General features: G+C 63.9%; 16 protein-coding genes. 1 reads left to right on the top strand and 15 read right to left on the bottom strand.

Going from position 1 to position 22,752, the window contains the following annotated elements; translation table 11 throughout:
- Positions 1 to 118 precede the first annotated feature (118 nt).
- From VCS63_RS04220 to glmS, 10 genes are all read right to left on the bottom strand, one after another.
- Positions 119 to 1,339, bottom strand: a complete 1,221-nt coding sequence (locus tag VCS63_RS04220; protein ID WP_323878541.1) for a pectate lyase family protein — start codon at positions 1,337 to 1,339, stop codon at positions 119 to 121.
- A 12-nt stretch (positions 1,340 to 1,351) separates the two neighbouring features.
- Positions 1,352 to 3,256, bottom strand: coding sequence for a tetratricopeptide repeat protein (locus VCS63_RS04215; protein ID WP_063639233.1), 1,905 nt, complete (start codon positions 3,254 to 3,256; stop codon positions 1,352 to 1,354).
- Positions 3,249 to 4,280 (bottom strand): sugar ABC transporter, encoded by a 1,032-nt coding sequence (locus VCS63_RS04210; RefSeq protein WP_042797454.1) that lies wholly within the window; start codon positions 4,278 to 4,280, stop codon positions 3,249 to 3,251. The genes VCS63_RS04215 and VCS63_RS04210 overlap by 8 nt, the downstream gene beginning before the upstream one ends.
- Before the next feature lie 121 nt (positions 4,281 to 4,401).
- Positions 4,402 to 5,121, bottom strand: coding sequence for a hypothetical protein (locus VCS63_RS04205; protein WP_063639232.1), 720 nt, complete (start codon positions 5,119 to 5,121; stop codon positions 4,402 to 4,404).
- A gap of 9 nt (positions 5,122 to 5,130) precedes the next feature.
- Positions 5,131 to 6,471: a sugar ABC transporter permease gene (locus VCS63_RS04200; protein ID WP_323878538.1), complete on the bottom strand. Its 1,341-nt coding sequence runs from the start codon at positions 6,469 to 6,471 to the stop codon at positions 5,131 to 5,133.
- A gap of 7 nt (positions 6,472 to 6,478) precedes the next feature.
- Complete coding sequence (locus VCS63_RS04195) at positions 6,479 to 7,633, bottom strand: polysaccharide biosynthesis/export family protein (protein ID WP_042795673.1); 1,155 nt, start codon at positions 7,631 to 7,633, stop codon at positions 6,479 to 6,481.
- Positions 7,634 to 7,674: 41 nt separating this feature from the next.
- Positions 7,675 to 9,729 (bottom strand): glycosyltransferase, encoded by a 2,055-nt coding sequence (locus tag VCS63_RS04190; protein ID WP_253636416.1) that lies wholly within the window; start codon positions 9,727 to 9,729, stop codon positions 7,675 to 7,677.
- Entirely contained in the window at positions 9,726 to 12,206 is a 2,481-nt protein-coding gene (locus tag VCS63_RS04185) for a hypothetical protein (RefSeq protein ID WP_323878535.1), read from the bottom strand. The genes VCS63_RS04190 and VCS63_RS04185 overlap by 4 nt, the downstream gene beginning before the upstream one ends.
- A gap of 39 nt (positions 12,207 to 12,245) precedes the next feature.
- The gene (locus VCS63_RS04180) at positions 12,246 to 13,505 is read right to left on the bottom strand and encodes a nucleotide sugar dehydrogenase (protein ID WP_042795676.1); all 1,260 of its coding nucleotides are present in this window, start codon (positions 13,503 to 13,505) and stop codon (positions 12,246 to 12,248) included.
- Positions 13,506 to 14,087: 582 nt separating this feature from the next.
- The gene (gene glmS, locus VCS63_RS04175) at positions 14,088 to 15,920 is read right to left on the bottom strand and encodes a glutamine--fructose-6-phosphate transaminase (isomerizing) (RefSeq protein WP_042795677.1); all 1,833 of its coding nucleotides are present in this window, start codon (positions 15,918 to 15,920) and stop codon (positions 14,088 to 14,090) included.
- Positions 15,921 to 16,072: 152 nt separating this feature from the next.
- Between glmS and VCS63_RS04170 the strand changes: the two genes are divergently transcribed.
- Entirely contained in the window at positions 16,073 to 16,561 is a 489-nt protein-coding gene (locus tag VCS63_RS04170; protein WP_063639227.1) for an Lrp/AsnC family transcriptional regulator, read from the top strand.
- 18 nt (positions 16,562 to 16,579) lie between these two features.
- Here the strand turns inward: VCS63_RS04170 and VCS63_RS04165 are convergent, their stop codons facing one another.
- The 5 genes from VCS63_RS04165 to VCS63_RS04145 all read right to left on the bottom strand — a co-directional run bounded on the left by VCS63_RS04165 (position 16,580) and on the right by VCS63_RS04145 (position 22,709).
- On the bottom strand, positions 16,580 to 17,638 hold the full coding sequence (locus VCS63_RS04165) for a glycosyltransferase family 4 protein (protein ID WP_323878532.1): 1,059 nt from the start codon (positions 17,636 to 17,638) through the stop codon (positions 16,580 to 16,582).
- Positions 17,635 to 18,957: a UDP-glucose dehydrogenase family protein gene (locus VCS63_RS04160; protein WP_042795680.1), complete on the bottom strand. Its 1,323-nt coding sequence runs from the start codon at positions 18,955 to 18,957 to the stop codon at positions 17,635 to 17,637. The genes VCS63_RS04165 and VCS63_RS04160 overlap by 4 nt, the downstream gene beginning before the upstream one ends.
- A 147-nt stretch (positions 18,958 to 19,104) precedes the next feature.
- Positions 19,105 to 20,517: an MFS transporter gene (locus tag VCS63_RS04155; protein ID WP_082884467.1), complete on the bottom strand. Its 1,413-nt coding sequence runs from the start codon at positions 20,515 to 20,517 to the stop codon at positions 19,105 to 19,107.
- A complete protein-coding gene (gene glmU, locus VCS63_RS04150) occupies positions 20,490 to 21,863 on the bottom strand; it encodes a bifunctional UDP-N-acetylglucosamine diphosphorylase/glucosamine-1-phosphate N-acetyltransferase GlmU (protein ID WP_323878528.1) in 1,374 nt (457 codons plus the stop codon). Before glmU ends, VCS63_RS04155 begins: the two co-directional genes overlap by 28 nt.
- 75 nt (positions 21,864 to 21,938) lie before the next feature.
- Positions 21,939 to 22,709 (bottom strand): PhaM family polyhydroxyalkanoate granule multifunctional regulatory protein, encoded by a 771-nt coding sequence (locus VCS63_RS04145; protein ID WP_063639226.1) that lies wholly within the window; start codon positions 22,707 to 22,709, stop codon positions 21,939 to 21,941.
- Between the last annotated feature and the right edge of the window lie 43 nt (positions 22,710 to 22,752).

The following is a 22,752-nucleotide window of genomic DNA, read 5'->3' as shown; positions in this document are numbered from 1 at the left end:
ACGCGATTTGCGGTTCTTTAACAGCTTATGATTTGTATTTCTCAAAAACAAATCATAAGCTGTATTTCAAGGATAGCGCCAAGCTTCAACCCGCATGGTCCGGCTCCGCTTCGCGGCACTACCGGCCTGCTGATCCCCCACAATCCGACCCGACCCTGGAGACCGGCAGGGGCGTGTCGCCTCCCGTGTTCCCCGCGAACTTGCGGATCTTCTCCGCCAGCTCCGTCGTAGGCTTTTCGTAGCCGTAGCAGTATGGCGGCGTCGGCGCAGCCTCGGGCCGGTAATCCTGCAGCACCGGCTTCGCATCGCCCAGATAAAGGTTGTCCTTCAAGCGCAGAAAGGCCTTGTAGTCCCGGGTGTAGCCGTGCACAGCCTTGCGGTCCTCGTAGGCGCCTCGATCCGATTCGCCGTTCTCCAACGCGCTGCGCTTGGACGCGATGGGGATGTAATGGCAGTAATTGACATTGATGCCCTCCACCGTCGGGAAAAATTCAGGTTCCACGCATTTGCGCTGCGTGGAATTCTTGAATATGTTGCCTTCGACCAGTGCCTTGGCTTCCAGGCTGAAACTCATGCCGTAGAAGTCCCAATCTTCCAGCAGATTGTTAAAGAGGTGGAACGTGCCGAATTGCCCGCGCGGATTGCGCTGCACGGTATTCAGAAAATAATTGTGGTGCAGCGTCACGCGAGCAATCGAATCGCGGTCGTAGTTGGCGTAGAGGTTCTTCGAGGTAATGTTGTTGAGCAGCATCACCTTGTTCGAATTATGGAACTTGGTCCATGAGATGGTGACGTCCGTCGAACCGTTCTTCACGTTGAGCAACCGGTCCGACATGCGAGACAGATCCATGTGATCCACCCACACATCGCGACTGCCGTTGGCCACGTTGACGGCCTGCGTCAACCGGGACAGGCGTCCGTCTATCGTCAGGTGCGTGAGGATGACGTTCTTGCTGCCGTACACCCCCAGCCCGTCATCGATCAGGGTAACGCGCTTGCCACGCCCGTCTATCGTCGTGTTCGACGGCACGCGCAACTGCGACTTCAAGACGATGGTCATATCGGACGCGAAGCGGATCCAGGTTGGACCTTTCTTGGCCTGCGCCAGCGCCGCGCGCAAGGTCCCCGGGCCAGCGTCCTGGTCGGATGAGACCTCGATGAACTTTCCGCCCAGGCCGCCCGTGGCTTGGGCGCCATAGCCTTCGCGTTGCTGCAACAGCGCCGCGACCGCCGGACAGCGTTCGTCCGGGCTCTGGCACGGCACCTCGGCCGCGGCTGTCCCGCCATACAGCATCGCCAGGGCGAGCAACCAATGCGCGGTTTTCATTGCGGCCTTCATCGGCAATCGCTCCTATTGCTGCGCCGACCGGTCGGCGGCAGTCACGTGACGCCAGATGCCTCCGCTCAGGCGCAGGTTCTCTGGAGGACCGGCCAGATGCTCTCTCAGCCGTTCAAAGTAGGCCTTTTGCCAACGCTGCGAGTAGGCGTCGGCGTCCTCGCCCGGCTGGACCGCTGGCAGCATCTCCAGCGTGTAGGCCACATGCCCATTCTCCCAGCGGGGCGCGTAGAACACCGAGGGCACGCCCATGCGATGCGCCAGATGGGACGCAAAGCTGGAGTACGTCACTTCCTGCCCTTCGAAGCGAGTGCGCGGCGCCGCGGGGTTGGCCGCACCGTCAATGGCCAAACACAGCACATAACCCGAGCTCAGCGCGCGCATGCAGGCCTTTGCGACTTGAGCCTCGCTCTGGTCCGCGGTGGAAATCAGGGCGGCGGCGTAGCTGCTCTGCGCGATGTTGGGCGCGGTCGCCAGCCAGCGTGACGGAATACCCACCAGCTCCAGGGCCATCAGCCCGGCATACATGGGACCGACATGCGCCGTCGCGACCACCACGCCCTTACCGGCCGCCAGCAGCGGCGCAAAGAAACGTTCGCCGGTGTCGAGTTCGCCCAGCACCTGCATGGCCTCTTCGACGCTTTCCTCGCGGCATTCGAGCCAATCGAACAGCAGATGGTCCACCAGATGTCCCCAACGGGCGCGGCGCTCCCATTGCCCGCGGTCGATGCCGGTGTCCCCACGCATCGACCAGGCCCAGTCCAGGCGAGCCTGCGGAATCGGCGCGCTGTCCAGCCGCTCCTCCAGCTGCGCCATTGCCTCCTGGAAAGTCGCCGGCAACCGCTTGCCGCGCTGCGCGACATACTTCCCGAACAGCGCCTCGGCCTCCTGTTTGCGCCCGGCTTGGGAAAGCGCGCTGATGGTTCCACGTTGCCAAAGCTGGCTTTCCGGGGATTTCTCCAACAGATGCATCATCTGGTCAGCGGCGGCATCGTACTGCTGCGTGTAACGCAACGCGCGCGCATAGAACGCGCGCGTCTGCTCCAGATCGGGCGCCAGGTCGATGGCCTGCTTCAGCGGCGCAAGCGCCTCTTTATAGCGCCCCGCCCGCAACAGGGTCTCGCCGTGCAGCGTCAGCAGCCTCACATCGGCGGGCGCAGCGCTCAGCCCTGCCTCGAAATGCGCCACGGCATGCACCTTGCGGTCATCCTCGGTGCCGCGCCGCAGATGCGCAAGCCCCAAGGACGAACGCAGGGCTGCGCAGTCGAGGCCGGCATCCAACGCCTTGGCGCCGAATTGGATGGCGGCTTCCACCCTGGCATCTTCCAGCAAGGCGCGCACGGCCATGGTCGCCACCCGTTCGTTAGGCAGTTCGCGCGGATCCAGGAGCATCGCGATGCCTGCCGCAGCGGCCGCATCGCCATTGCGCACGAACGCCAGCAACCAGGCATAGGCTTCGCCCGGCTCGCTCTCCGCCATGCTCCGGGTCGCGCTGGCGACCTCAGCGGCCTCGGCCAGCCGGCCGGCCTGCACGCGTAGCTGGATGCGCGCGGCATGCAGCGCCGCATTGCCGGGCTCGATGCCCGCTGCGGCATCTGCCTCGGCAATGGCGCGATCCCACTGCTCCGTGCGTCCGAACAGGCTGGCGAGCAGGCGCCGTTCGTCCGCGCGCGCGGGATAGACCGCCACGAGTATCTCCAGCGCGGCGATCGCCGGCGCGAACTTTCCTTCTCGCACAAAGGGCGACACCAGCAAGCGGCGCGCATCGCGCCAGCCATCGGCGGCCTGCCGCAACGCCGGCTCCAGCATAGGCATGTCATGCAGCGGATCGGCCGAAGCATGGATCTGCTGGATCACGTCCCGCAACCGGGCGGTGGCCTCGGCGCCCGCAGGACGATTTGCAATTGCCACATCAACCATGGCGCAGCCCCCTCAACAAAGCCATCGCAACCCGGGCGATGAACATCAATACAAAGCCCAGCGCCAGCGCCTGCAGCAGCAGGATGCCCGTGCGCGGGCTGCTCGGGCGGTCCGTGGGCACCGGCTGCGCGATGATGGACAGGTAGCGCTGCAGGCGCAGGGTATCCGTCATGGCTTGCTGGTAGGTCTGCTGCGCCAGCGTCAGGTTCGAATCCGCGAAGGCCTGGGCATTCCTCAGCGCCTCGTAGGACTTGAGCTGTTTTGCTTCCGTATTGCCAGCGCCGCTCAAACGTTGGCGCACCGCCGCGATCCGCTTTTTCAGGGACGTCACCTGCATTTCCGCGGGCCGCAGCATGAAATGGTCCTTGTTGCCGAGCGCGCGGATCTTGTCGAGGTTGATCTGCGCGGTGTTCAGTTCGCCTTCGAGCTGGCTGGAAAGGTTCAGCAGCATGGTCACCGTGGCCGTGGGGTCGATATTGCCGTGAGTGGTGCGCCAGGCCGTCAGCGTCTCCCGCGCGGCAAGGGCCTTCTGCTCCGCGAGCTTGACCGCCTCCTCGCTCACCTTCAACTTGTCGGCCACGCCCTTCTCGTTCATGGAGCTCACGAAGTTCTCCGCCAGCTCGATAAGCGCCCGGGACAGCAGCGCGGCGTCCTCCGAGGAAAAGGCGCTCACGCGCAGCACGTCGATCTGCTCCAGGGCATTGAAAGAGACCTTGACCGAAGCCTGGTACGCGCGGAACAGATCGTCTTCGCTGGAATCCTCGGCCAGATGGTTCATCGGGTCCATGCCACCGTGGATCAGGTATTGCCGCAGGCCGACCTTCTTGTCGAGCTGTTGCATGGCGTCACGCGACTTCAGGAAGTCGGCGACCGCCCAGCCGTCGACAAAGCCCCCCAGCATCCCGCCCGCGTTGCCCGTGGTCAGGAGGCTGGCCGCAGCGCCGCCCCCGCCTTGCTGGCCGGAGGCGGATTGCACGAAGAAGCGCGACTCCGCTTCGTAGCGGGGCGTGGCAAACCACAGCACATAGACAAGAGCGCACACCACCGGCGCCAGCACAATGAGCACGTTGATCCAGCGGTGGCGGCGCCGCTCACGCAGCGCCGATTGCCGCTCGCGGCGGCGGCGTTCGATTTCCGAGCGGCTCTCAGATGCCAAACCCGGTTTCCTCGAAGCCGCCTCCGAGGACGTCGTCGCCTGCGCTGCCGGATTCGTTCCTTGATCGTCTCGGGGGGAACCTGCGGATGCACTGGTCGAGGTCGTCTTCGATGCTGAGTGCGCTTCGTTCATAAATCAAACCCTTGAAGCAATAGTCCGCCAACTGATTCTGGCGATAACTGGAAAGAATGAGTGTCCGGCCGACCAGCCTTTCTTCGAACAGGGCGAGCCAGAGGCGGGTGAAACGGCAAGGCTCGAAGGGGATGGCCCCTTCGATGACATAGACATCGAACGCCGGCGCCAGCGCCAGCGCGAAAGAGAACTCCTGCCGCGCGTACAGCGGCCAATGTTCCATGGGCTTGGCCAGGGTCCTGGGATCGCTGACCAGGTCGGCGACCAGCTCATGCGTGGCATCCGCGTCGATTTCATACATTTCACTGACGAAATCGATCATGCTCAGGCCGTTCGCCTTGCCGCGGATGAAGCCTTGACGGCCTATCGCCCATGACACATTGCCATCGTGCTTGACGAAACCCTGGCGCGGCGGACGCAGTCCGCACAACACATCGACGATCTGCCGGTGCAATTCGGGCGCGGGCGACAGCAGCGCATACCGCCCCACCGGAATTTCCAGATCGACATTCGAAAGCAGCGCTTGCCTGCTTCCGAATGCATAGGGCTCGTCAGTGACGCCATTGAGATGGATCATCCTTTTCCCCTACATCGGCTGCACGTTGGGACGGGCCAGACGCTCGGCCGCCAACGCAATCACCATCAAGAAAACCAAAGAGGTCAGGAAATACCCCAGGCTCGCGTCGTGCGAGGTGTAGGCCTCGAAGTAGGCCGAACGCAGCAACTGCATGCCATGCGCCAGCGGCAGCCACAGCATCCAGGGGCGCAGGTGCTCCGGCAACTGCTCCGAAACAAAGAACACGGCTGCAAATATCTGGAGGAATCTTTCGATGATCGGCGCCAGCCTGAGAAAGAAATGCCAGAAGGTCGCAATCGACCCGAACAACACGCCCAGCGCAACCCCGAAACATCCCATCAGTACGACATAGAGCAAGAATCCCGGCCAGCTTTTCGGCAACGTGATCAGCTCCAGGGCATGGCCCGCGCTGATCAGCACCAGGAACACCACCAGATACACCGACACGTAGATGAATGCCTGCACCAGCGCGCACATCAATGGCGTAACACCCTGGAAGTTCAGCAGGCCGCGCGCCGACACATAGGCAGTGCTGCTCCGGAAGACGATTTGCCGGAACATGATCCAGGTCGTCGCTCCCAACAGGGAAAATGTCTGCACGTCCATGCCCATGATGTAGTGCGTGCCCATCAGGATGTACAGGGACGAAATCAGCGTCAGCAGCACGACCGGGCCTACCAGCGCCCATACCAGGGCGATGCGGCTCTCGCCATGCATCACGCGCAGCTGGTAGATGAACATCGCCAACAGCGTGCGGCCGACCGGCCGGACCTTCACGGAATGGCTCGGGTCGTGCCCTTCATGCAGATCCCCCAGGCGTTCCCGCAGAATGGCAAGATCGCCGGCTTCATCCTCGGCCACCTCGACTTCCAGCGCAATGTCGTTGCGCGAAGCATGGCGACGCGCTTCACGCGCCTCGTCCTGCTTTCTGCGTTCCACGCGCCGCGCATGCGCGGCGGCCAGCCGTTCGTCCTCCGCCACCAGCTTGGCGGGCATGTATCCGGGCGCGAACACCTCGACGCCATCGCGGATGTCCATTTCCAGCAGGCGCACGATGACGCGCAGGCGGCGCCGCGAAAAATCGGCCAGCGTCTCGTCGACGTCACTGCGCTCGATCTCCGCGTCCAGCTCGGCCTGCACTGCGTCGTACACCGCCCGCCGGGCTGCCACGGAGTCGTGCGGCTCGCCCTGCAGGCGCGCGACCAGGGGCTTGAGCAGGACGGCCGGCGGCGCCTTCGCTTCAAACAGTGCCGCCGGGTCCAGACGCCAGGCCGCAACGCCGCCCCCAACCGCATAACTGCTGTCTTTTCGGCGCGAGCGCCAGCCTTTGATCCTGTCCTCGTTACTCATCGACACGCTATTGGCTTATGCCGGACGAGCCGCCCGAATCGCTGTCGATGGCACGCGTGGCGCTAAAGCCGGCACTCATCGTGACGCGGAACGCCGACAAGACCTTCTGCACCTGCGTAAACGGCGCGTCGGAGATGTAGATGGCCTGGCCTTCATGCACGGTGAATTCGCGCGCCAACGCCACCTGCTCCGGCCTCGTCAGGTCGAACTGGTACACCACGGGCAGCATGTCTGGCTTGCCCTCGACGCCAGCCTTGGCCGGCGTGAACAGGAACACGGAACGCGGGTCCGCCAGCTTGTCGTCCAGGCCGCGCGAATCCGCCAGCGCGTCCAGCACGCTGTAGTTGCGCTTGCTGATGGCCACGCGCCCCTGGGTGCCGGCCGCGCCCAGCACGGTCAGGTACTCCTTGGAGTCGTAGGCGGTAATGACATCGCCCGCGCGCAACAGGATGTCGTTGTTCTGGTTGCGGTAGATGTCCGACAGCCGCACCGACGCCACCTGATTGTCGCGACGCAGGCTGATGACCAACTGCTCAGGGTTCGTCTGCACCGGCGCGGCCTGCGCCAGCGCGCTGCTCAGCCGCTGCGAAGTCTGTGTGATCGGATACATGCCGGGCTTGGTCAGGTTGCCTTGAACGGTGACCATTTGTCCACGCGCATCCGCGGCGCGTGTCACGCTGACATCGGCACCTACGACCAGCTTGGCCAGGCGCGCGACAACGGCGTCATGCAGTTGTCCCAGCGTCATATTGGCCGCGTGGAATTTCCCCAGGATGGGAAAAGTCACATTCCCCGACGGGTCTATCTCCTGGTTCCCCAAGTCGCTCACGCCAGAGGGGTCCGCCGCGAACACACCCAGTCCGCCGCGCTCCCATACCTTCACGTTGATGCCGTCGCCTGGCACCAGGCGGTCGAAGCCGGCCTGCGTCAGGTCGCGGTAGCGCACGGGAAAGTCAGCCACTTCGGGCACCCGGCTGGCCTGAACCAGTTCGCGCGACGCGGGCATCACGATGACGTCCTTGTCATCGTGCGCGCCCGTCATCTCGCTCAACATCGGGCCGGAACGGGGCAGCTGGCACCCCGCGAGAGTCAGCGTGGCAAGAACCACCATGGTCAGGGCTGCTTTGCGCCGCAGCCCTGAACCCGGGACGTACATATGCATAAGATCCTTTCGTTTCAGCAGCGAGATCGAAGGGGCGCCGATCAGGCTTGCAGCAGGCGCACGGGTTCGATATCCATGCGTTCGTCGTTCTCGGACACCATGGGCATGCACAAGCCCATGAACTTGGTCAGCATCGCATCCAGCGAGAACAGCTTCTGCGCCCGGTGACGGCTGTGCTCCCTTAACTGCTCGTTGCTGCGCACCTGGTCCACCATGGATGCGACTTTCTCGCATGCCTCGTGCAAATCCGGATGATCGACGCAGCTGAGCAGATGGCCGGTTTCGTTCTCGACAAAACACTCGCCAGCACCGCCAGCGGGAGTCGATATCACCGGCACGCCCACGAGCTGGGCTTCAATCAGCACGTTGGGCAAGCCCTCGTAGCGGGACAGCAGGACGCTCGCATCCATCTGCGAATACCAATAGCCCACATGGTTGGAAAGACCGACCAGCAATAGCCTGCCCGTCACGTTCAACTCTTCGGCCAGCGCCTCGATGTTCTCTCGAAGGCGTCCATCGCCCACGATGACAAAGCGCGCTTGAGGCCGCTCTTTCAGATACATCGCCGCCAGCTTTATCCATAGCTGAGGACGTTTGTCGGGCTCCAGTCGAAACACGCCGCCGATCGTCTCCGTCGCATCGCTCGTGCTTTCCTGGAACGCCTTCCACTTTTCCTCGTCCGTGGCCGAAGCCTCCGTGGATAGATCGGGCACGCCGTTGTAGAGAATGTGGAAACGCGTGATCGGAATTCCCAACCATTCCGAATAGGCTTCCGCGGCCTTGCAGCTATTGCTGACGAACACCACGCCCGGCACCTGTGCCAGGGCCTGGTACAGCTCGGGATACTCTTCGCGGAAACGATCCTTGCGGATGTTGGGAGGCAAGCCGCGGAACACCAGGTGTATGGTCGGCGCCCCCGCCAGCAGCGCGGCCAGCGCGCCAAACAGGCAGGTTCCGTCCTGCCACAGGCTCACCACGTCAAAGGGGTTCGCCCGCAGCACCGGCGCAAGCCGGGTCACGCCATAGTGAACGGGAGGCGGCAACTGCTCCAGCAGACGGCTCAGGCTGCCCTCGGGAACCGCCTGATGAGCGACTGAAACCGCGGGCAGCTTGTTGATTTCCGTGACCGGAATCTGCGCTTTCACCAGCACGGGCAGGAAGAAATCCAGCCCCTGCTTCTTGGTGGAGCCCGCGGGTTCCGTGTGCTGCTTAACCATGACTTCGACTTTCTTCGGCATCATGATCACATCGGCCGGCCGACGCTCCGGGCATTCCGCCAAACGGGTCAGCTCGCCGGCCAGCCGCGTCAGCTGGCGCTCGGCGCCGCCAGGCCCCAGGCTGCCCGTCACCAACGCCACCGATACCGGCTTCTCCGCCGATTGCTCGACGATCTTCCGGTTGCGGAAGTGCAGGATCGCGTGCTTCATCGACAAGATCCTGACGTCCCTTCCGGCCAGCTCTTCTTCGGACGCAAAGCGTTGGTAGAAGGCATAGTCGCTGGCCAGGTCATTTGCCAGTTCCGCCGCCTTGCTTCCCGGAGCCAGGTGCTTCGCCACCGGCGCAATCGCATCGAACGCATCTGCCAGCAGACCGCGCTTGCGCAGGCGCTTGGCGAACTCGACACGCATATTGCGGTCAGTGTTCTCCGAGATCAGCCGGCGAAACAGCGCGTCCGACTGCTCGTGGGCGCGAATGTCGCTAAGCAGCTTGGCGCGGGCGAACAGGCGGTTCGGATTCTGCGTCGAAGGCGGCAGATGGCGATCGACAAGCGCCAAAGCCTCGTCGATCTTCCGTTCCTTCACCAGGCGCGTCGCGCAGTAGCGGACGATCTGGAAGTCGTCGGGGCATTCTTCCAGCAACGTGGCCCACTGTTCAGCCATGCCCTCGTTCAGGCCCGCCGACTCCTTCAGCCTGAGAAGCAGGAAGCGGACCTTCGAGTCGGCCATGTGATCGCGCGCCAACGCTTGTGCACGGCCCAGGTTTTCCTGCGCGACCTGCACCCTCACGGACGCAGCGACGATTTCCTCCAATTGGGCTTGCACCCTTTCGAGATCGGACGCCGCCTCCTCCTGCTCTGAGATCAATGGGGGATTCATGCTGCCTTCCTCCTGTTGATCTTCTCGATCCACACGAGGCAGCGTTCAATGTAGTGATCGAACTGCGCAGGATTCTCGGACCGCTCCTGCAGCTTGCGCCAGTACGGCAGAGCCTGTTCGAAGCGATGCAGACGCATGGCACCCACGGCGGCCAGGCGCAGGCCGATGGGATCTTCCGGAACCAGCTTCAGGATGCGCTCGCCCAGGGCCAGGCGTTCGGTCGTGCTCGCCGGATCCAGCGCGCGCGCTTCGGCGTACAGCACGGCAATGATGCGCCGCTTTTCATGGTCGACTTCCGACATTCCGGGCCACGACTGCGCGACACGCTCCAGCAGGTTCCAGGCCGCCTGATGGTCGCCGTTGGAGAGAATCTCCCGAGCGCCACGGATGGCGCGGGGACCGAGCCGGCCCAGTTGACGCTGCGCTTCGTCCTTCGCGCTCTGATCCGCGCCGTTGTGTTCGAGCACCGCCTTGTAGGCGTCGATGGCTTCGCCGTACCAGCCGCCGTGGAAGGCGACGCGGGCAAAGTGCAGTTGCGTGCTGAACGACGCGGATTCGCCCGCTGCGGCCTGTTCGAGATGCCGCATGGCGGTCTTCTTGTCGCCAAGCGCATCGGCCGCGCGGCCACGCATGGCGTGCAGCTCGGGAAAATCGATCTGACTGTCGATCGCGATGTCCGTCAGGTCGATGACTTCCTTGTGATTGCCGGCGACGAGCGCGGCCCGCACTCCCAGGCGCATGGCGCGCTCGAACGCGCGTTGCGCACGCACGCCGGCCAACGCATCGGGCGTCAGCAGACGATGCGCGCAAATGCGTTCCGCCGCATCGCGCAAGCGCCCTTCTTCCAACGCGCGGTTGCCTTCCTCGGCCCATGCCTGCGACTGCCCATGCAGCCAGGCGACGATATCCTCCTGCTCGCTGCTGGCCAGCTTGCAAGAGACAGCCAGCGTGGCGGCGGCCATGATGCAACCACGCCACGAGGCTTCCTTGACGAGCTCCAGGGCGTCCACGTCGTTGAGTGCGGGTGTTTCGGAAGCCAGGTTGCGCAGTTCCGCGCGATCCCCGGCCAGCAGGCGGTCGCGCCACAGCGTGGCGAAGCCCCGGCCATAGGCGGGCATGGCCGCGCGGACCTCGTGGACCCAACGTAGGGCGGCTTCCATGTCGCCGCTGGCCTGCAGCAGTGCGAGCACCGTGTCAGCCGCTTCCACCGCGCCCGCGTCCTGCGGCGAAGAAATACGGAACAGCTGCTTCCAGTTGCCCAGGGTCTCGTCCACATAGCCCAGGTGGCCCGCCGAAACGGCCGCGATTCGGACGATTTCCGGGGTTTCGATTTCGTCGCCCAGCAGCCCCGCGGCAAGCGAGTAAGCCACGTCGAAGCGTCCCAGCTTGAACTGGTTACGCATCAGGATCTGTTCGGCCTTGCTGCCGGAAGCCACCGCGCCGTCGGCGCTGCTCAATAGCGCCAGCGAGCCTTCGTAGTCGCCCAGCTCCTCCTGGATGCGTGCAAACAGCAGCGTGTGGTCGGGCAGGCCGGGGTGGCGGCGCAACACCTCGCGCACCCGGCGCGAAGCTTCGCGCAGTTCGCCCGAATCCCAGAGCTTCTCGATGCGGTCGGCGCTTTCGTCGGCGGCAAGCTTGGGGACGGAAGGCTGCGTGGTAGCCGCGCTCATGCGCGGACGCATAAAGGTCTTGAACCATTCGGCGCACAGGCGCTCGGCAAAGACCGGCGTGTAGTGGGTAAGGTCGAGCCCGCCGTCTTCCATCGCCTCGGCTTGGCCGATCTTGTTCATCAACGGCGTCGGGTCATAGCAAGGCACGCCGATACGCTGCGCGCTGGCGATGACCGCGGCAATCAGCTGCTCGCGCTGCTCGATCGGCACGTTGTCGGGCGTCAGGGCATTGACGTGCGTGACGAACACCACTTTGTCACGGCCCAGCAGATCGACGATCTGCTGCATTTCCTGCTCGATCTCTTCGTCCGTTTGATCGCGCTTGACGATGCGGGCGAGCAGTTCGCGGTCGTCAGGGGTCAAGCCTTTGTAGACCGGATCCTGATCCAGCAGGGCGCGCCGCTCGGCAAGGCGGTCGGCGTGAGCCATCGACCAGAACATCCGGGTGCGCGTGCGGTCGGCGAAGAATTCGCTGAAGTAACGCACCAGATAGTTGGACTGAATGGGGTAACCGTCTATGGTCAGCAGCTTGCGCGAGGACAGTTCGACCACGTAGAGGTCAGCCGGCTTGTGCGCGCCTTTGCGCGCCTGCTCGCCATTCGAGGGCCGGAAAATCACGCGCTGGACGTCGGCCGGAATGTCACTTTGGCCAAACATGAATCGCGCCTGTTGCAGCGCCTCGGCGCTGGTGTGCACGAAACCATAGTTGCGGCCGAGTTGCAGCTTGATCGGGTAGCGGCCCACGGCATCGCGCAGCGGCGTATGGATGCGGCAGGTGCCAATCGGAGCGGTGGTAAAAGCAGCCATTCGGAGGCTCTCCTCTAGTGATCGATAGTGAGCCTGAACTTAAAGAGTCCAGTACAGGAGGTCGGACTGAAGCCGTTTGCTGTCCAGCACGGACTTCAGGTCGCACACCATGCCGCCGCTCTTGACCAGGGCAGGCATGTCGTCCCAGATGGAGTCCATGGTTTCGCGGTGCGGGACCGCCAGGATCAGTACGTCCATGTCGCGGAACTGATCGCGTTCGACCAGCTTGATGCCGTACTCGTGCTCCATCTGTTCCGCGTCGGCCATGGGGTCGCACGCAACCGGAGTAATGCCGTATGCGCCAAGGGCGTTGTAAAGATCGACCACCTTGGAGTTGCGGATATCGGGCACGTTTTCCTTGAACGTCATGCCCAGGATGCCGACGCGGATCGTGGCATTGAGGCGGCCGTTGCGCGCCAGCGTCTGGACAACGCGCGAAGCGACGTGGTTGGCCATGCCGTCATTGATCCGGCGGCCCGACAGAATGACTTCAGGGTGATATCCGAGCTCCTGCGCCTTGGACGTCAGGTAGTAAGGATCGACGCCGATGCAGTGGCCGCCGACCAGGCCAGGCGAGAACTTGAGGAAATTCCACTTGGTGCCGGCGGCCGCCAGCACTTCCGAGGTGCGGATGCCGACCAGATCGCAGATCTTCGACATTTCGTTCATCAGCGCGATGTTGATGTCGCGCTGCGTGTTCTCCAGCACCTTCGCGGCTTCCGCGACCTTGATCGATGAGGCACGATGCACGCCCGCGTCGATGATTTTCTCGTAGACGCCGGCGATGGTTTCCAGCGATTCCTCGTCCTGCCCGGAAACGATCTTGACGATCTTCTCCAGCGGATGCTCGCGGTCGCCCGGATTGATCCGCTCGGGGCTATAGCCCAGCTTGAAATCGGTGCCGCAGCGCAGGCCGGAGGCCTTCTCCAACTCCGGTCCGCAGATTTCCTCGGTGGCGCCGGGGTGCACGGTGGATTCAAAAACGACGATGCAGCCCGGACGCAGCACCGGTCCGATGGTGCGGCAGGCGCGCACCAGCAGCGAAAAATCCGGGTTGTTCTTCTCGTCCACGGGGGTCGGGACGGCCACCACAAAGAAATCGCAGCCCTCCAGTTCCGTTACCTGGTCGGTGAATTGCATGGGGGAGGCAAGCAATACGTCGCGTTCGATCTCGCCTGTCCAGTCATCACCCTCTTTCAGCCGTGCGATTCTCCGCTTGTCCACATCAAAGCCGATGACATCAAAGCGCTTGGAAAATGCGACGGCTACGGGAAGGCCGACATAACCAAGGCCACACACTGCGATTCTCTTTACCACGGGGGACCTCACTGTTTTCGTCGTGTCGTAGACACTAGAAATCGACGCCCTGAGACATGAAATCGACTCGAAATCGAGTACGTTTGCCCCAGTTTGGGCGGGTGTATTGCTTAAGAATATTTACAGCTCGATACGCGCTTAAACGTGCAAAGCGACGAGCCAACGAATCGTATAGGGCGCCGACAGCAAACTTCTTTCTAAATATTTTTGTTGCTGTGGAAATAAATCAGATTCGCCGCAATAAACCCAGGGAAATCCCTCAAATAATTACATTCATTACATGGACCGCAACATGGGCCGAATCCCAGGTTGTTAGCAAATATATAAAAGGGTTTTTCTTGGTCCGGTTTAACCAAAATGAAAAAACATAATCCCCATAAGGGGGTTATTTATTAATCGCCCAAGGATATGTCATATTCCAAAACAGGCTGGCTACAGTCATTATTCAGAAATAACAAAGCCTGACTCCAGCGCTCGGTGCAGTGAGTATTCGCACACACAGTCCCCCAAAAGCAAAAAAGCCCACCGCATGCGGTGGGCTTTTGCTCGCTACTACCGCCGGCCTTACTCGACCGTCACGCTCTTGGCCAGGTTGCGCGGCTTGTCCACGTCCGTGCCGCGGGCGCATGCCGTGTGGTACGACAGCAGCTGCAGCGGGATCGTGTGCAGGATGGGCGACAGCTTGCCGTAGTTCTCGGGCATGCGGATCACGTGCATGCCTTCGGCGCTCTGGATCTTGCTGTCGGCGTCCGCGAAGACGTACAGCTCGCCGCCGCGGGCGCGCACTTCCTGCATGTTGGACTTCAGTTTTTCCAACAGTTCATCCTTGGGCGCGATGGTGACGACGGGCATATGCTCGGTCACCAAGGCCAGCGGGCCGTGCTTGAGCTCGCCGGCCGGATAAGCCTCGGCGTGGATATAGCTGATTTCCTTGAGCTTCAGCGCGCCTTCCAGGGCGATCGGATAGTGCATGCCGCGGCCGAGGAACAGAGCGTTTTCCTTGGAGGCGAAACGGTCGGCCCAAGCCATGATCTGCGGCTCCAGCGCCAGCACCGAACCGATGGCCACGGGCAGGTGGCGCAGCGCCTTCAGGTGTTCGGCTTCCTGCTCGTCGCTCAGGTGACCGCGCACCTGCGCCAGCGTCAGCGTCAGCAGGAACAGCGCGGTAAGCTGCGTGGTGAAAGCCTTGGTGGAGGCCACGCCGATCTCGACGCCGGCGCGCGTGATGTACGACAGCTTGCACTCGCGGACCATGGCGCTGGTGGACACGTTGCAGATGGTCAGCGTGTTGTCCATGCCCAGCGAACGGGCATGCTTGAGCGCAGCCAGCGTGTCGGCGGTTTCGCCCGACTGCGAAATGGTGACCACCAGCGAACGCGGGTTGGGCACGCTGTCGCGATAGCGGTATTCGCTGGCGATTTCCACCGCCACGGGAATCTTGGCAACGGATTCGATCCAGTACTTGGCGGTCAGGCCGGCGTAGTAGCTGGTGCCGCAGGCCAGGATCAACAGGGAATCGATGTCCTTGAAGATCTTGTAGGCCTGGTCGCCGAAGAGTTCGGGCGTGATGGCCTCGATGTCCTGCAGCGTGTCGCCGACGGCGCGCGGCTGCTCGAAGATTTCCTTCTGCATGTAGTGGCGGTAGGGGCCGAGTTCGGCCGCGCCCGTGTGCACGTGCACCGTGTGGACCTCGCGGTTCACGTTCTTGCCGCTGGCGTCCACGATCCAGACGCGCGAGAGCTGGAGGTCGACGACGTCGCCGTCTTCCAGATAGATGATCTGGTCGGTGGTGCCGGCCAGGGCCAGCGCGTCCGAAGCCAGGAAGTTTTCGTTCTGGCCCACGCCCACCACCAGCGGCGAGCCTTGGCGCGCGCCGACCACGCGGTGCGGCTCGTCGCGGCAGAAGACGGCAATAGCATAGGCGCCATGCAGGCGGCGCACGGCGTTCTGCACGGCTTCGAACAGGTCGCCGGCGTACAGGTGGTTGACCAGGTGCGCAATGACTTCGGTGTCGGTCTGGCTTTCGAACACGTAACCCACGGCCTGCAGCTCGGCGCGCAGTTCGTCGTGGTTCTCGATAATGCCGTTATGGACTAGCGCGATGCGCGGTTCGTCGTTGCCCAGATGCGAAAAGTGCGGGTGGGCATTGTGCGTGGCGGGCACGCCGTGGGTGGCCCAGCGGGTGTGGGCGATGCCGGTGAAACCGCTGACCTTGTCCTGCGCCACTTGCTCGGCCAGTTCGGCTACGCGTTGCGTGCTGCGCGTGCGGCGCAGGTGGCCGTCAGCGTAGACGGCGACGCCGCAAGAGTCATAGCCGCGGTATTCGAGGCGCTTGAGGCCTTCAACAAGAATCGGGGTGATGTCGCGCTGGGCGACGGCGCCAACAATGCCGCACATAGGATAGTGCTCCGAGAAGTTCATGTACGGACGCATTGTGCTCGTCCCTGCAAGAAATTTGATTTCTTTATGGAACAACAAATGCAAGTTAATTCCCTTACATGTTTGTGATTAAATAATATTTCTCTACTGCCGGATTTTTGAAATTAATCATGCAAAACGCACCAATTCCGCTGCCGGAGCTGGACGATCTGGACCGGCGCATTCTTGAACAGTTACAAGAAGACAGCTCCCTGACCAACCAGGACCTGGCGCAACGGGTACACGCCTCGCCCCCGACCTGCCTGCGGCGGGTACGGAGATTGGTGGACGAAGGGGTGATCGACCGGCAGGTGGCCATCCTGGCGGCGGAAAAACTCGGCAGCACGCTGACCGCGATCGTCGAAATCACGCTGGACGTACAGGCAGCCGAGAGCCTGGACGCGTTCGAGCAAAGCATGTTGACCGAGTCCGCGGTGCTGCAGTGCTACCGGGTGTCGCCCGGGCCGGATTTCGTGGTGATTGCGCAGGTAAAGGACATGCCGGCCTATCATGCGCTGGTGCACCGGGCTTTTACCGCGCAGGCCAACGTGCGCAACGTGCGCACGTTCTTCTCGGTGCACCGCGCCAAGTTCGAAACGCGGATAGACGTGCGGGCCTGAACCCGCACTGGCCGTGGACTAGGCGCGGCCCACCAGTCGCTCGAATTGCGCCAGGTAGCGGTTACCCATTTTCTGCACGTCGTGCTCGTTGCGGACGTATTCGTAGGCGCGCTCGGTGACTTCCTGGCGGAAGGCCGCGTCGTCCAGGCAGCGCGCCATGCCCTGCGCCATGGCATGGGAATCGCCCACGGCGACCAGCACGCCGCGCCCGTCGGCCAGGCTCTCTTTCAAGCCGCCAGCGTCGGTGGACACCACAGGCACGCGTTGCAGGAAGGCATCCAGCACGCTGCTGCCCAGGGCTTCTTCCTCGGAGCTCATGACGAACACGTCGAGGATGCTGTAGAAATCTTCCACGCCCTTGCGAAAACCGGCAAAGCGGTAGACGTCCTCGATGCCGAGCTTGCGGGCTTCGTCCTTGGCCTGCTGCTCGCGGTCGCCGCCGGCGCCGAAGTGCAGGAATATGAAATCGCGGCGCGCCTTGGCCAGTTCGCCCACCGCGCGCACCAGCGTGACCGGATCCTTGTCTCGGATCAGCGCGGCGGAGGTCGCCATGACTTTCTTGCCAGTCAGATCGAATTCGCGGACCAGATTGGCGACGTTCTCGGCGTTGATCTGGTGCGGCTCGACCGCACTGCGGATGATGACGGGCTCGATTCCCAGGCGGCGCGGCTCGCCGGCAGCCATCTCGCTGATTGCCACGAACAGATTGGCATGGCGCCACTTGAAGCCGGTCTTCCATTCGTCGCCGGGTTTGACCACGAAAGAAGTGCGGCGGGAAAAAACGACCGGACGGCGATGCAGCCATTTGGTCAGCACCGCCCAGGTAATGGTGTTGGCGGTCTGGGCGTGGATGATGTCGTAGCGGCCGGCGCCAGCCAGGAAGGCAAGCTGTCCGGGCACATTGCGGCGGGTGTGGGCCACGAACCCTTCCTGGCGCGCGCGCTCGGCCAGCGGCGCGCCTTCGCGGCACATCACTTCGACGTCGTGGCCGGCCTTGCGGAACGCCCGCATGCAATACAGCGTCTGCCGTTCGCCGCCGCGCCAGCCCTTTTCGAAGTTCAGTTGCAGGATCTTCATGCGCGGCCGATACCCGAATATTCAAAGCCCAGGCCACGCACGTCCGCGGGCGTGTAGAGGTTGCGGCCATCGATGATGAGCGGCGTCTTGAGCAGAGCCTTGACGCGTTCGAAGTCGGGCGCGCGGAAGACCTTCCATTCGGTCGCGATCAGCAGTGCGTCGGCCCCGTCCAGCGCGTCGTACATGTCGGTGGCGAAGCTGATGCCGGGCTTGCCAGCGAGCACGCGGGCCGCCTCGTGCATGGCGACGGGGTCGTACGCGCGCACCTCGGCGCCGCGACGCGTCAGTTCGGCGATGGCCGTGAGGCTGGGCGCTTCGCGCATGTCGTCCGTGTTGGGCTTGAAGGACAAGCCCCACAGCGCGATCTTGCGACCTTTCAGGTCTTCGCCGAAACGCGCGACCAGCTTTTCGGACAAGCGGAACTTCTGCGCATGGTTCGCGGCCTCGGCGGCCTCGATGACGCGCATGGGCAAGGCATTCTCGGCAGCCGTATTGACCAGCGCCTGCACGTCCTTGGGGAAGCACGAGCCGCCGTAGCCCGCGCCGGGGTATAGGAAGTGGTAGCCGATGCGGGGATCCGCGCCGATGCCTCGGCGTACCTGTTCGATGTCCGCGCCCAGGGCTTCGGCCAGGTTTGCCATTTCGTTCATGAAGGAAATACGCGTGGCCAGCATGGCGTTGGCGGCGTACTTGGTGAGCTCGGCGGACCGCACGTCCATCACCATCAGCCGGTCATGGGTACGCTGGAAGGGTTCGTAGATACGGCGCATGACGCCGATCGTGTAGTCGTCGTCCGCACCGACCACGACCCGGTCCGGGCTCATGAAGTCGTTGATGGCGGCGCCTTCCTTCAGGAATTCGGGGTTGGACGCCACGCTGAACGGAATATCCACGCCACGCGCGGCCAGCTCGCGGGCCACCACGTCGCGCACCTTGTCGGCGGTGCCCACCGGCACGGTGGACTTGTCCACGATGAGCTTGCGCGCCGTCATGTGGCGCGCGATGTTCTGCGCCGCGGCCAGTACGTATTTCAGGTCGGCGGAGCCGTCCTCGCCGGGCGGGGTGCCCACGGCGATGAACTGCACGTCCCCGAATGCCACGCTCTGCGCGACATCATCGGTGAAATGCAGCCGGCCCGCCTGCACGTTCCGCCGCACCAGGTCTTCGAGACCGGGCTCGTAGATGGGAATGCCGCCCTGGCGCAGCAATGCGATTTTCGCTGCGTCCACGTCCAGACACATGACGTCGTTGCCCATGTCGGCCAGGCACGCCCCCGACACCAACCCCACGTAACCGGTACCCACGACCGTGATCTTCATGCCTGAACGCCTTCAAAATAGGTAATCGTTGCGCCGGATGACGGACATCCAGCGCCGGCCGTCATTATAGAAGCGGCCGGGGACAGGGCCCGCGCCGGCGCCACAAGGGTATGCCGCGCGGGCCCGGACGGCCCTCGGGACAGGCCGTCAGGTCCGCAGCTTGCTGAAGCGGACGGTATTGACCACGACCGCCAGCGCGGCGCAGATGGTCCCCAGCACCAGCGCCAGGCCCGGGCCGTGGGCCAGGCTGATGCTGAACGCAATCGCGACCAGCGCCGTGCCGAAGCTCTGCCCGAACACCCGGGTGGTGGCCTGCAAGCCCCCGGCAGCGCCGCTGCGCGAGCGGGGCGCCGCCGACAGCATGGCCCGGTTGTTGGGCGTCTGGAAGAAGCCAAAACCCATGCCTGCCACGAACATGCCCGCGATGATGGGCCAATTCGATACCGTGGCGGGCAACGCCGCCAGCCACAGCATGCCGACCACCATTGCCGCCGCGCCCACGCCGCTGAGCGTGGCCGCCGAATAGCGGTCGGACAACCGGCCCGCCAGCGGGGCGATGATCGCGGTGCCCACGGGCCACGCGCCCATCAGCATGCCGACTTCAAGGTAGGGCCGGCCCAGCACCTGCTGGAAATAAAACGGCAAGGACACGTAGGACGCCATCTGCGCCGCGAAGGTGCAGGCCGAGGCGCCCACCGCGAAAGCCAGCGGGCGGATGCGCAGCAGGTCCACCGGCACCAGCGGCGCCGGCTGCTTGCCGACGCGACGCACCAGCACGAAGCCGATGACCGACGCTATGGCCACCAGACCGATGCCGCGCAACAGGTCCATGCCCATCATGTCCACGCCCGAAATGAAGATGCCCAGCGTCAGCATGCACAGCAGGGCGCTGACCCAGTCCAGCTTCACGTTGTTGCGCGGCACTTCCGGCAGATGGCGCAGGCCCAGCATCGTCAAAGCGCAGATCGGCAGATTGACGGCGAAGATCCATGGCCAGGGCGCCACCGACAGGATGGCAGAGCCTATGGTCGGCCCCAGCACCGACATAATGGCCACCGTGGTGGCGTTCAGGCTGATCCCGCGTCCCAACAGCTTCAGGGGATAGATATTGCGCACCAGCCCGCCGAACATGCACATCAGCGACGCCGCCCCGATGCCCTGGAACACCCGCGCCGCCGTCAACTGCCAGAGCGTGCCGGCAAGGGCGCAGCCCAGCGAGGCCAGCGTGAACAGCATCAGTCCGAAGGTGAACATGCGGCGAAAGCCGATGCGCTCGGCCAGCGCCGACAATGGCAGCAGCATCGTCACCACCGCCAGGTTGTAGGCATTCACGATCCAGACCGCCTGGGCCGGGGACGCGTTGAGGTCAACGGCAATCGTGGGCAGCGCCACGTTGGCGATGGTGGTGTCCAGGACCGACAGGCTGATGCCTGTCATCACGGTTGCCGCCGCCCAATAGCGGCGCGGCGTAGGCAGGCCGTCGGGCTGGGCGGGCTTGGCGCCGCTTGCCGGCGCCTCTCCGCTCTGCCCCGTCACGATTTCTTGACCGGGCGCTGCCATCCGTCGACGGAGACCTGCTTGGCGCGCGATACCGTCAGTTTTTCGGCCGGCGCGTCACGGGTCAGGGTCGTGCCGGCGCCGAGCGTGGCGCCGCGGCCGACGCGCACCGGCGCCACCAGCTGCGTGTCGGAACCGATGAAGGCGTCGTCCTCGATGACGGTACGGTGCTTGTTCACGCCGTCGTAGTTGCAGGTGATGGTGCCCGCCCCCACGTTCACGCGCGCGCCGATGTCGGCGTCGCCGATATAGGCCAGGTGATTCGCCTTGCTGTCCTCGCCCAGCACGCTCTTCTTGATCTCGACAAAGTTGCCGACGTGGCTGCGGTCGCCCAGTTCGGCGCCCGGGCGCAAGCGCGCGTAGGGACCGACGCGCGCGTCGCGGCCCACCTGGGCCTGCTGCAGATGGCTATAGGCCTCGATATGCGTACCCGCGCCGACCCTGACGTCGCGCAACACGCAGTGCGGGCCCACGCGCACACCGTCGGCCAGGGTCACCTGGCCTTCGAAGACGCAGCCCACGTCGATGAACACGTCGCGGCCGCAAGTAAGCGAGCCGCGCACGTCGAAGCGCGCCGGATCCGCCAGCGTGACGCCGGCTTCCAGTTGGCGGCGGGCCTGCTCGGCCTGCCAGCGGCGCTCGAGTTCGGCCTGCTGCACACGGCTGTTCACGCCCAGCGTTTCCCAGGAAGCGCCCGGCTGCGCCGCGCCCACCGGCACGCCGTCGACCACCGCCAGCCCAACCACGTCGGTCAGGTAGTACTCGCCCTGGGCATTGTTGTTGTCGATGCGGGACAGCCAATCCTTCAGCTTTGCGGTCGGCGCCGTAAGAATGCCGGTGTTCACTTCCTTGATTTCGCGTTCGGCTTCCGAAGCGTCCTTGTGCTCGACGATGCGGCACACATTGCCGCTGGCATCGCGCACGATGCGGCCATAACCGGTGGAATCTGCCAGCACCTCGGTCAGCACGGCGGCGCCGGCGCCACGCGCTTCCAGCAGGCGCCGCAGGGTTTCGGGCTGCACCAGCGGCACGTCGCCGTACAGCACCAGGGTCACGTCATCCTTGCCATCGCCTTCAAGCAACAGCGGCACGGCCTGCTGCACGGCATGGCCGGTGCCTTGCTGCGGTTGCTGCAACACGAAATGCAGGTCCGATTGGCCCTCGTAAGCCTGTTTGACGCGGTCCGCGCCATGGCCGACCACGACGATGATGCGCCCCGGCTTCAATTGGCGCGCGCTGTCCAGCACATGGCCCAGCATCGGTTTGCCAGCCAGGGTGTGCAGAACTTTGGGGAGGTCGGACTGCATGCGTTTACCCAGTCCGGCGGCAAGAATTACTACGTTAAGCATAGGTTCCATTATGTTGAGTGACGCCCGAGCGGCCTTGCGGCCGTCTCGCGCGACGATTGATCGAGAGGACCGCCGCTAGCTGGCGTCCGGTCCGGTTTTCTTGGCGGCCTTGCGGGGCGCCGCCGACTTGCGGGCCGCGGGTTTGGACGCCTTGGCTGCAGGCGCGGCCGCGGCCTTGGACTCGCCCGGCTTGGGCTTGGCCGCCGCATCGGCTGGCGCCGCGGCAGGTGCCGCAGGCATGGACGCCGCGGTGGCGGCGGCGATCTGGTTGAACTGCTGCTGCAGCAGGTCCCACCAGGCCTTGGATGCCGATTGCGCCGCAGCGCCCATCTGCTCGCTCATGCCCGGCGTGGCGGATTGCTGCTGACCTGCCGCGCTGGCGGAGGCTTCATCCTTGGCCTTGCCGCCATCGGCGGCAGGACTCGACGGTCCGGGTTTCGCGCTGGACTTGGGCCCGGGCTTCAGGCCCAGCACCACCTCCAGCGGCGACGCCGCGCCGCTGTCCTGGAAGGCGCCCATATCCAGGTTGGCCGCGCTGTCGACGAAGGCGCGCAGCGTGCTGATGGTGGAACGTTGGACTTCCATGCCCTGGATCGTGCTGGACAGCATGGAGAGGTTCATGCGCAGCCAGTTTTCCACCGAACGGAGTTCGGCAATACGGCGATCCAGGTCTTCCAGGTTCATCGGGGGAGCCATGGGCAGACTGCTGGCCAGCCCGCCAGGTCCGGTCAGGCCAGCCCAGGCCTGGCGCATCATTTCCATGCTGGCCAGGAGCGGATTGCCCGAAAGATCGGAATTCTGGCCCATACCGGGCAGGACGAACGGGTTGGTGTGTTGGTCGCTCATTCCTGGTCTCCCCTAAGACAGATGATGGTCGCCGGCAGGCGGG

This window comes from Achromobacter sp. D10, assembly GCF_035282245.1.
Taxonomy (GTDB): domain Bacteria; phylum Pseudomonadota; class Gammaproteobacteria; order Burkholderiales; family Burkholderiaceae_B; genus Achromobacter; species Achromobacter insolitus.
This window is presented reverse-complemented; position numbering and strand designations above follow the sequence as displayed.